The following is a 7,894-nucleotide window of genomic DNA, read 5'->3' on the forward strand; positions in this document are numbered from 1 at the left end:
GGATACGATGCAATCGATCTCTAGACCCTACCTCCGGCTGCATTTGGACAGGTTCACCAGACTCTTTTTGCAAAGTCACATTTTGAATAAAAAGCCGTAAGCGTTCTGCCTCATCTTTCGTCAATAGCGGACTGAGCTTGATGTATTGGTCTGAAGGGAGCGGAAGGTCTACTGTCGATATGATTAAATCGTAGTCCTTCTCAGGAATACGTGCAGCTTCAAACCAGGAAGCATTGCCAACAATATTAATTTGCGGAAGCTCCTTGGTTAGGCGCACGGCCAACATTTTGGAGGTTCCTATGCCGCTAGTGCAGACCAGAATGGCTCTCACATTGCGTTTAAACTGTTTCTGCCGCTCGATGGAAGCACCGAAATGCATAACCAGGAACCCGATTTCTTCGTCCGGTATAGCAATTTCACTGATGGTCATATCGACAGCTTCCCGAATGGCTTCGAACAGCACTTCATAATCTTTCTTAATTTGTGTCAAAAGCGGATTGCGAATCGTTGCCCCCGCCAATAACCGCTTGATCGCAGACTCCAGATGACTCAGCAGTCCTTCTTTCAAAGAACGATCGTCGCTGAACGGTACGCCTAGGCTTTTTTCCATTCTGCGAATGAGCTTCCAGACCATTTCCATATAGCTCAGCTCATCTATCGGCAGCAGCAAATTAGAATGTGGCGTTGAGGTTGACTCCAACAGCTCAGCAATATACGAAATTTCAGCTGTAGTTAGCTGAATCTGCATTGCTTTTATCAGGTGATCAATCGTATGGGTAAGCAATTTGCTTGGACGAGTCGAGTGATGATCACTATTCACCTCAATCTGTCTGCCCATCTGAATTCTGGCAATCGTAATGGAGAGGGAAATGAGTAGGTTCGTATACTCCTCCTCTGATATTTCGCTCAACCCTTCGTCTTCCGCTAGCCAAAGCGCTTCTTCCACTTTTGTGAAATTCTCTTTGCCAATAAGCTTCTTAAGCTTTTGTGCCAGTGGCGAGTGCTGGTTCTCACTTTTTCCAAAGAGATCTGACTCATCAAGCCCGTTTTGCGCCAGCCGCAAAATCATCCTGCGCTTATTAGCCTCTGTACCGCTCAGCTCAACGCCGTAGCCCCGTTTGCGGACTAGGGTGAGATTTGACCTTTTGACCCAGCTATCTAACTCGTCAAGATCATTGGTGATCGTTGGAATCGTTACTGCCAAATCGTACGACAACGAAAAGAGCTTAACGGGTTCCTCCTCCTGAAGCAGCAGGCACAGCAGCAGCATCCTTCGTTCCTCAGCTGAATACTCCACATCCACCCTGCTATCCAGCAGTTTCCTCAAGGCCTCTAGTTTCTCCGGCCCCGCTAGGAGTTGAATACCTTTTCCCGACTTCTTGCGCAGCTCTATCCCGTGATTCGTTAGAATAGTCTCTAGCTCAGACAGTTCTCTATGAACCGTTCTAGTGCTTACATTGATCTCAGCAGCAATCTCTCCCGCTGTAATGTCATCCCTTTGATTCATTAACAGCTCAAGGATTTGCCGATGCCTGTTTGAGAGGCTCATGATTATTCTCCTCACGAACAAAATGGAGATAACGCCGGCAAGATGCCAGCGTTAGATAACTATATTTAGCCCAATCGTTTCACCAGCTCATCATATTCCGGGCTTTTCATGAAATTCTCAATGGAAATATGCTCAGCTTGCGGTGCTTTGTTTCGTGCGCGATCCGTTAAGGATTTGTGCGTAATCACGATATCAGCATCGGATGGGATATCATTAATTGCCGTATTGACGACGGCGATATTTATGGCAGCTTCTTTCATTTTTTTTCTTAAAATAGAAGCTCCCATTGCACTTGATCCCATCCCGGCATCGCAGGAGAAAACGATTTTCTGTACATTGTGAACAGACTTCGTTACAGGAACATTTAACTGCTCTGCCGCCGCCGCAGCTGGGGCTTGCTTCATTTCTTTCATTCTTGCTTTAGCCTGATCCAAATTTTCACTTTCCGTTTGCTTCGTTGTTTTTAGCAGCAAGGCACCTACCCCGAAGGAGACGATCGTAGAGGTGATTACGCCGCTGAAAATCGGCAGCATACCGCCTTTTGGAGCCATTGCGATGTAAGCAAAAATGCTTCCCGGTGAAGGAGGTGCAACCAGTCCCGCATTGAAGAGGGAGAACGTGAACGTACCTGTCACACCACCTGCAATGACAGCTAGAATAAGACGCGGATTCATCAAGATGTATGGGAAATAGATCTCATGGATACCGCCAAAAAAGTGAATAATAGCTGAACCTGGAGCGGAAAGTTTAGCTGCGCCGCGTCCAACAAACCAGTAAGCTAAGAGAATACCAAGTCCTGGACCAGGATTAGACTCTAGCATGAACAGAATGGACTTGCCTGTTTTGGATGCTTGATCAAGTGCGATTGGGCTCAGAACACCGTGATTAATTGCGTTGTTCAAGAAAAGCACTTTACCTGGCTCAATTAAAACGTTCGCCAGTGGAAGCAGACCTGCGTTGACTAGCGCCTGAACGCCGGAAGCAAGCCCCTTGCTCACTACCTGAACGGCAGGGCCAACAACCGTGTAAGCCAGAACAGCTAGAATGGCTCCTATGATACCTGAAGAGAAATTGTTAACAAGCATTTCGAAGCCAGACTTGATTTTACCCTCAATCGACTTATCGAACTGCTTAAGCACCCACGCGGCGAAGGGACCTACGATCATTGCCCCCATAAACATCGGAATGTCCGTTCCGATGACGACCCCCATCGTGGTTACTGCCCCGATGACACCACCACGTGTACCATGAATCATCGTTCCTCCCGTGTACCCAATCAAGAGTGGAAGGAGATAAGTTATCATTGGACCTACGAGCTTAGCCAAATATTCATTTGGTATCCAGCCGGTCGGAATAAATAAAGCCGTAATTAATCCCCAAGCGATGAACGCCCCAATATTAGGCATTACCATGCCGCTCAAGAAACGACCGAAACTTTGCACTTTCACCCGGAATCCACCGGACGATGCTTGCTTATGTGCAGCAATCTCACTCATTAGAATAACCTCCCTTTGTCTGTTTCATGTTCATATCGTAATGCAAAAACGCTTTCATGATCAATCAAATCAAAATCCCTTTTCGTCATGAATGATGTTGACATCATTTAAACCTGCCATTCTAGTATTTCCCGTTAGATTCCTGTAGATGGATAAATTTCAGCTTTGTAAAAAAACGAGCGCCTCTGTACGATGGAAGTACGCAACGGGTCAAAAGCCCTTTAATTCCATCATCCAGGAGGACGCTCTACTATGAAGTTTAAATCACAAGATAAGCAAAGGCTCATGTTGCTAGAGCGGTTAACTTCCGYGGAGTCGCTCTCGGTAATCCTTTAGAGTTCAGTAATGACGAAGATGGTTTCAAAACCCTCRATCGTTRGATTCGCGACTTGTTAGTTTCATACAAGCTATCTCAAATAATTGTTGGWATGGAACCGACTGGACATTACTGGTTAAATCTTGCCGGATGGCTTAAAAACAAAGCCATTGATGCCGTACTTGTTAATCCTCATCTCGTTAAAAAGAATAAAGAAAACCGCGACAATAYACGCTCTAAAAGCGACAAAAAAGATGCTTTAGTTATTGCCGACATGGTGAAAAACGGCTACTACTCCCCTGTCCGTTTCCACTCCTCTGAGTACGAGGAGCTGCGAGTACTCATGGCTAACCGWGAAACCGTCGTTAAACGACTTGTAAGTGCCGTCAACCAAATCCACCGCTGGGTCGACATTGTCTTCCCTGAACTRAGACAAGTCTTTAAGATCTTAACTTGYAAGGGTGCATTGTTAACCCTACGGCTTTTTCCGCTCCCAGCTGAGCTATGTAAACTAAGTCCTGACGATGTCATTAAAGGATGGCAGAAATCCATGAAGCGGCATTCTGGTGTACGTAGAGCTCATYTACTCATCGATCTTGCCAAGAAAACTGTTGGATCTAAGCARGCAACACATGCTTACAAACTYCATCTAGAGCAGCTCCTTGAGGAGCAYGAYTTAGCCACTAAACAACTGCAGAGGATCGAAAAAGAAGCCAARGACGTTGTTGAACGTATCCCCTATTCAGGCAAAATTCTTGCTATTACTGGMATAAGTGCCATTGCTCTAGCTGGTATTTTAGGAGAGTCTGGAGATCTTAGAGGTTATTCACAYGGGAATGCTCTTCTCCGTCACGCAGGCCTTAATGTKACCGAAGCAAGCTCGGGTAAATGGAAGGGACAACTGAAGCTCAGTAAACGAGGCCGTCCACGGCTGCGTCACTTTCTCTATTTAGTCACGATGTGCATGGTCATGAGTAACCAAGAATTTAAAGCCTTACATCACYATAATGTTCAGGTGAAAAAGCTTAAAAAGATGAAGTCCATCATGAAGTTATGTGGAAAACTAGCTCGACTCTTAGTAGGAATGGCCCGTAGTGATGAAGCCTACAACCCCAATAAAATCTTTACATTAGCAGCTTAAAATATACCTTATCTCACGCAAGTTGGCGTATTCGCAGGAGACAAAGAAAGCACGGAGTATCGGGATACATTACGCAAAAAGGCTCCGACCTGTTCCGTTAGAAAGACCGACCTCCACCCCTTAGATAGATGTGACGAAGGAATGAGAGGGCTATGACCCGTCGAGACATGGGAGTGAAAATCGCTAAGGGCACCGTGGAGAATACGTGCAGCATCTGGAATGTATTGGGTGAATCAACTCCACCTCTGTTCCCGCACGCCTTTTTAACGACACGTCCTAATATATCTCGCTATCTTTCGTTTATCATTAAAATCTAAAGGATGAAATCCTGCGAATAGACGAGCTTGCGTGAGGAAATCAGATTATACCGAGGGAGCGGAATTGACGCGCAAGGGGAAATCGTAGCGGACAATATCTAATTTGATGCAAAATGTACAGCAAATTTTCGTATTATCGAGGATTTCGGAGATAATCATGCAYTTTGTGCAGTTAATTTCATCGATACCATCGAAAATAGAGCAAAGTCGCTATATTTGATGCACTTTTTACATCATTCCGCACCTATAATTGGTTCAGATGCGAATTTACTGCACTTATTGCATCATGCACCGAGCATCAAGTGTACGTGCAAAAGGGGCTGCCCCAAAAGGTGGACAGCCCCACATCCATATAATCTATTGCTTAAGACCAAACCCCATGCCATATACAYCAGGATACTCAATTTCTTTTCCAAGCTTCTTGGCAGCTTCAAGCGTCCAATAAGGATTCCTTAGCATCCCGCGGCCAACCGCCACGAGATCTGCTTCTTCGTTGCCGATCACGGCATTGGCTAGTGCTGGCTCATCTAATCGGCCTACGGCAATAACAGGTACGTTCAACGCGTTCCTAATTTCCCTTGCCATAGGTACCTGATACGCCACGTGAGTCCCCGGTCTTCCATGAGCAAGAATAGGGCCTTCTCCACCGGAACTGATATGAAACAGGTCTACACCCGATTCCTTGTACGCCTTGGAGAATGCGATACTTTCCTCAAGGCCATACCCACCATCCACATACTCTCTTGCCGAAATGCGCATAAATAATGGCATGTCATCAGGCATCACGCTTTTAACAGCTCGGACAACTTGCTGACCGAACAATGACAAATCTTGACCGTATTCATCCGTGCGCTTGTTTGTATAGGCAGACTGGAACTGATGAATCAAGTAGCCATGAGCTCCGTGAATTTCAATCGTATCTACGCCAGCCTTGATCGCACGCTCGGCAGCCAAACGAAATTTTTCCACCATTTGCTTAATTTCGTCCGTTGTCAGTTCGCGGGGCGTTTTATACGTCTCAGTCTCATCGAATGGAATGGCGGATGGCGCAACCGGAATTTCGGCGTGCTCCGCTTTACGTCCCGCATGAGCAATCTGAATGCCAATTTTAGCTCCGTATTGGTGAACGGCATCGACGATTCGCTTCAAAGGAGCGATATGGTCGTCGGACCATAACCCTAGGTCAAAATCGGTAATCCGACCGTCCGGCTCAATATCAGTCATCTCAATAATGATAAGGCCCGCGCCGCCAATTGCGCGGCTAAGGTAGTGATTATAGTGCCAATCGTTTACGATACCGTCATTATTCTTGACTGCATATTGACACATTGGTGGCATCACGACACGATTTTTCAGTTCCAAACCTTTTAACTTATAGGGTGTAAATAAATGATCCATTTAATATTCCTCCCAGTAGTTACTTTCAATGATATGACATAAGCATCACCAATTTAATAAAATCCTATTAAAGACTTAAATCTGCATAAAATGGCGGCGTTGCGCCAAGCATACGGGCATAAACGTATAGTTGTCCTTTATGATGTACCTCATGACCTATTAGGCGATGAAGAATATCCCAAGGACGTCACTCCCCACCTGTTTCGGACAAAATCGCTACAAGCTCGCATTGCGATGCATTCTCCAACGTTTCAAAACTTGTTGTCCAGTATTAGTTCGTTTGTCATATATATTACCTCCTAATAGTAGATAGAGAGTTAGCCCCGCCATTGTTGGATATATTACCAGGGCTCCATTCCTACTTCCGTAAATAATCTGATCGCAAAATGCAAAAGATCATGTTAGCATTTCGTTGTGTTTGCCGCATCCATACTGTAACATCTCAGAGCTGTGAATCGAACTACCGATATGTTTGGTGTGGAATAACAATAAGTTATGGGGGATGGACGTGAAGATCGAATGGTTAGAAGCCTTCCGGCAGACGGCTGAAACGAAGAGTTTAACGAAAGCTAGTGACATTCTGCATATTAGCCAGCCCGCCTTGAGCAAACAAATTCGTAATTTAGAGGATGAAGTGGGCGCGCAATTGTTGGTGCGATCATCCACAGGCGTGACTTTGACGCAGTCTGGCCAGATTGTACTTGAAAGAAGCAAGAAAATTATAAGCGAACTCAACGAGTTGAGAAGAGAGATTACACAAAGCCAAGCAGAGGGCAAATTAGATCTTATTATTGGATCTTGGCCAAGCATTGCAACTATTTTCTTGCCTAGCCTTATGGCAGCGATTAAACTGGAAGAAATCAAAGTGGCGTTCAAAATCAGAGTATTTTACAGTTTTTTTGACTTGCTCAAAAATATAGAAAACGGTACCATTGATGCTGCCTTATTTGATGACAGAGGTGTACAGCATAATTTTCATACAGCGCCTGTCTTTAAGGAAAATTTCTTCTTATTTGTTAATGTCAATCACCCTATATATGGAAATAAAGACAAAGTATCCTTTGATGAGATAAAAGAAGACACCTTTGTCGTGTTGCCTGAGGGGTGTGATGTTAGGATGTTGGTTGAGAAAGAGTTTTCAACTAGAGGAGAAACGTTACATATCGCGTTAGAAATTGAGCTCGGGCAAAGCATCCTTGGTTTTGTACACGCCAATTTGGGCATAACCATTTTGCCTGAAATATTCATCATCCAAGCCAAGCCTACGATCAAAGTAATYCCCATTACTGATTTTGGATTGACCCGTCAAATCTCAGTTATTACTCGCGACAAATCGATAAGTAAACAGTTGTTAACTTTATTTGATTCGAATTCGAATCCGAACACTGCTACCTGAACTTTAAAATATTATAACCGCTATTTACGCGGCTTTTTATTGCGAATTCCCTCTACCGTACAGTGACTTTGCTCGCACAAATTCTTAGCGTGTTTCGAGCGCTGGGATTCAGCGAAGAAGTCACAATCGATTTTTATATAGGATAACGAGTCAGCTAAAGTGTACAAGAAAAGACCGTTCGGGCGAGCCTTTCACTCGTCCAATCGGTCTCTTTTTCTTTTATTCCTTTATGCCACAACGCAAACTGGTCACCTTTGGTACCGAGGAAACAAAATTAGCAT

At 44.7% G+C, this 7,894-nt stretch carries 5 protein-coding genes and 1 pseudogene; 2 read left to right on the plus strand and 4 right to left on the minus strand.

The window, feature by feature from the left end; genetic code table 11:
- Nucleotides 1-1,549, minus strand: a 1,549-nt coding sequence (locus AC1DUA_RS24310; protein ID WP_477502214.1) for a BglG family transcription antiterminator, incomplete at its 3' end; no start/stop codon positions are given.
- Nucleotides 1,550-1,614: 65 nt separating this feature from the next.
- Nucleotides 1,615-3,045, minus strand: coding sequence for a PTS mannitol transporter subunit IIBC (locus tag AC1DUA_RS24315; RefSeq protein ID WP_477502215.1), 1,431 nt, complete (start codon nt 3,043-3,045; stop codon nt 1,615-1,617).
- Nucleotides 3,046-3,329: 284 nt separating this feature from the next.
- Between AC1DUA_RS24315 and AC1DUA_RS24320 the strand changes: the two are divergent.
- Nucleotides 3,330-4,502 (plus strand): annotated as a pseudogene (locus AC1DUA_RS24320) (IS110 family RNA-guided transposase); the annotation flags it as partial.
- 674 nt (nt 4,503-5,176) lie between these two features.
- Here AC1DUA_RS24320 and AC1DUA_RS24325 read toward each other — a convergent pair.
- Both AC1DUA_RS24325 and AC1DUA_RS24330 read right to left on the minus strand, forming a co-directional pair.
- Nucleotides 5,177-6,217 (minus strand): NADH:flavin oxidoreductase/NADH oxidase, encoded by a 1,041-nt coding sequence (locus AC1DUA_RS24325; RefSeq protein ID WP_477502216.1) that lies wholly within the window; start codon nt 6,215-6,217, stop codon nt 5,177-5,179.
- A 67-nt stretch (nt 6,218-6,284) separates the two neighbouring features.
- The gene (locus AC1DUA_RS24330; RefSeq protein ID WP_477502218.1) at nt 6,285-6,392 is read right to left on the minus strand and encodes a DinB family protein; all 108 of its coding nucleotides are present in this window, start codon (nt 6,390-6,392) and stop codon (nt 6,285-6,287) included.
- A gap of 333 nt (nt 6,393-6,725) precedes the next feature.
- Between AC1DUA_RS24330 and AC1DUA_RS24335 the strand changes: the two genes are divergently transcribed.
- Nucleotides 6,726-7,613 carry a LysR family transcriptional regulator gene (locus AC1DUA_RS24335; protein WP_477502217.1) on the plus strand — a complete coding sequence of 296 codons (888 nt, stop codon included), beginning with the start codon at nt 6,726-6,728 and terminating at the stop codon, nt 7,611-7,613.
- Nucleotides 7,614-7,894: the final 281 nt, after the last annotated feature.

The sequence above is a fragment of the Paenibacillus sp. 01T422 genome (genome assembly GCF_056398785.1).